Consider the following 2,714-nt stretch of genomic DNA (forward strand, 5'->3'; position numbering starts at 1 on the left):
ACCCTGATTTGAAAATTATTAAAGAACGCATCGATTATTAATATTTCGATATAAAGTGGATTGTCGCAGGGCTTTTGGTCCTGCGACAGTTTGCTATTTAGGCATTTAAAGAATGTAAACGGCATGTAAATTATCTAAAATAAATGAACTAAATATGCTTTTTATTTTCCATGTAATTCAAAGTGTTTGATGTTGGGAGTCATGATATGAGTTTGAATGATTGGAAGGAAAATGGTCAGCCGAAGCAGATGGGCGACCAAGAAAAACCTTTAAACGACGGCGCAGCTGCCGAATCCCAACAGGATGTTGATTTTTGGGATCACAATCAAAACGGTGTTGTTGAAAACGAAGTTGAGGTTGTGGCTGACGCGGTAGAAATTCAGGAAGCAGTAGAAGGTCAGGATGTAGTTGAACATCCTGAAATGCCGTCTGAAAAAAACGAGAAGAAAGTCAAACGTAAAAAAGACAAGGCGAAAAAGAAAAAAAATAAAGCCGAAGATTTGAATGCGCCTGATTTGTTGGGTACGAATAAGGGCGTGGAAACCATGTTCCGCAACGCTGTACGCTCGGAGATGGAGTTGTTGGCGCTGGCGGCAACCAAAGCAAATATTATGATTTCGCTGAATGGTTTTATTGTTTCTGCGCTGATGATTTCGGGCGCGTTTATTTTTTCATCATCGCCCGAGTTTTTGATTCCGGCCAGTACGTTTATGATTACTGCCGCAGCGTCTATCGTGTTTGCATTGCTTTCTGCTTCGCCGGAACGTATCGGCAAAATGCAGGCGGCGCGTACATGGTTGAAGGATTTTGTCCGTGGACGTTCTAAGCTGCGGGATTTGAAAACCCGTCTCAGCAGTACCGAAACGCGCTTTTTTGGCGGCAGCCAACCCAATATTTTGATTTATGAAGACCGTGTAAAACTGCAAAAAGATCAATATTGGGAAATGATGCAGGAGATTATGGGCGACCGTAAACAAATCTATCAAAAGATGAGCGATCATCTTTATTGGCTTGGTTTGTTGGCGGACAAACAGTTTAAATACATTAATTTATCTTACGCGGTATTCCGCTGGGGCTTGCTGGCTTCGTTGGCGGCATTTATCGGCGTGAAAACATTGCCGTCATTGCTGACGCCTCCGGCCAACAATGCGGCAGAGCTGCGTTCGCTGGGTATTAATATGTTTAACGGAGTATTTGAGCCTTCTGCCGTACAACAGCTCCCGGATGGTAAGTTGCTGATCGCGGAAGACGAACCCAACCATGCGTTCAGTATCATCAGCATTGATAAAACCGGCAGGTTTGTGGAAGACGAGGCATTGGATACACGCGTGATTACCGGTTTCAAACGTCGTCTCAGCGATTTGGAGGCTTTGGCTCGCGACGATGAAGGCTTTATCTACGCACTGACTTCACACTCGCGCACCCGTAAAGGCAACCGCTCGCCTGACCGCGAACATCTGATGCGCTTTAAAATCCAAGACGGCAATGTGTTGGGGCTGACCAGCTACGACAATCTGACGCAGGTTTTGGAAACCGATCACAAGCTGCATGATTTGATTCGTGAGCGAACCAAGGCAGAGGTTTCTTTTGAAGAAATCAATATTGAGGGCATGGCGTTTGATCCGGTGAAAAAACGTCTTGTTTTGGGATTCCGTGATCCTGAGTTCAACAACATGGCTTTAGTTGCGTTTATCAGCAATCCGAAAGATGTATTTGAGCGCAATGCCAAGCCTGAGTTTGATGAAGTGGCCGTGATTGATATTGATGGCGGCGGTATCCGTTCCCTCAACTATGATCCTGTGTTGAAAACCTACGTGATCGCCAATGAAGTGAAGGATGAGAATGGACAGAAATTCTCACAACTGTGGACTTGGAGCGGCAATCCTACCGATGAACCGCAAAAAATCTCTCTACCTAATCTGCAACACATCACCAACGTTGAGGCCGTCGATTCGATTACCGTTAACGGCAAGCCGCAGATGATTCTGATGGGCGATGAAGGCAATGCTTCGCAGAAAATTACTGCCAAGTATATGTTGGTAGATTACAGTCAACTGGGTAAACAGTAAGTTATCTTGGCTGATGGATAAAAGGCCGTCTGAAACCATAAACTTTATGGTTTCAGACGGCCTTTTTGTTTTCATTAAAACGAGGAGATGGGTTTAAATACTCTAATCAATGATGATTAATCCAAAAAAAGTGGACAAGTTTCAGACGGCCTTCAAGCCATTGATGACACGTTTGTAGCAGGTATAAACCAATGCCGCGCAGGCCAGCCACATAAGGATATAGAAAGTCGAATGGAAGCTACCGTCGATTGCATACCATACGGCCAATGCGCCGATAAAGAATGCGCGGTCACTTTTGCCGAATGGCCCGTCATAACGACGGCCGTTGCCATGGACTTGTCCCAAAACGCCGCAAAACTCGGTCATTGCCGCCAGCCAAATAAACAGGGCGATTTGCACGCCGCCGAAGGGCGCGATGAAGGCAAAAGGCAGATACAAAGCAGCATCGGCGGCAATATCGGTGATTTCATTCAAATAACCGCCTAATGCCGATTGCTGGCCGAACTCCCGTGCCAGCATGCCGTCCATTGCATTCAGTGCCATACGGACAAACAACCAGATCGGCAAAAGCCAGAATAATGTGGATACACCTGCAAACAGTGCTAAAAGCAAACCGATCAAAATGGAAACGGCGCAGGCAAACAG

2 protein-coding genes are annotated in these 2,714 nt (G+C 45.8%); one reads left to right on the forward strand and one right to left on the reverse strand.

Translation table 11 applies throughout. The features are described 5' to 3' along the window. The first annotated feature begins 422 nt into the window (after positions 1-422). Positions 423-2,069, forward strand: coding sequence for a Pycsar system effector family protein (locus ACTHUT_RS17410; protein ID WP_440419204.1), 1,647 nt, complete (start codon positions 423-425; stop codon positions 2,067-2,069). Positions 2,070-2,210: 141 nt separating this feature from the next. On the opposite strand, the gene ACTHUT_RS17415 is transcribed toward ACTHUT_RS17410, so the two are convergent. Continuing rightward, positions 2,211-2,714, reverse strand: a 504-nt coding sequence (locus ACTHUT_RS17415) for a CDP-alcohol phosphatidyltransferase family protein (RefSeq protein ID WP_440419203.1), incomplete at its 5' end; no start/stop codon positions are given.

This window comes from Neisseria sp. P0022.S010, from assembly GCF_051956635.1.